This window comes from Dactylosporangium aurantiacum (genome assembly GCF_000716715.1).
Taxonomy (GTDB): domain Bacteria; phylum Actinomycetota; class Actinomycetes; order Mycobacteriales; family Micromonosporaceae; genus Dactylosporangium; species Dactylosporangium aurantiacum.
Genome location: NZ_JNYJ01000218.1, coordinates 1 through 211, shown reverse-complemented (window position 1 = coordinate 211; position 211 = coordinate 1). Strand labels below are relative to the sequence as shown.

Annotated in this window: 1 protein-coding gene; it reads left to right on the top strand. The window is 72.5% G+C overall.

The annotated features are described in order from the left end of the window. The coding region (locus OP18_RS50985) for a sigma factor (protein ID WP_281179599.1) at positions 1-211 on the top strand (211 nt) is incomplete at both ends.

Sequence of the window (211 nt, the reverse complement as noted above, 5' to 3'; positions counted from 1 at the left end):
TCCCGCGAAGACCTCGTCTCCGCCGGCATGGCCGCCCTCGCCCACGCCGCCAAAGGCTTCGACCCCAGCCGGGGCATCCCCTTCGGCAGCTTCGCCACCACCCGCATCCGCGGCGCCCTCCTCGACGAACTGCGCGGCCTCGACTGGGCCAGCCGATCCGTCCGCACCCGCGCCCGCAAGGTCGAAACCACCCAACAGGAACTCACCGCCA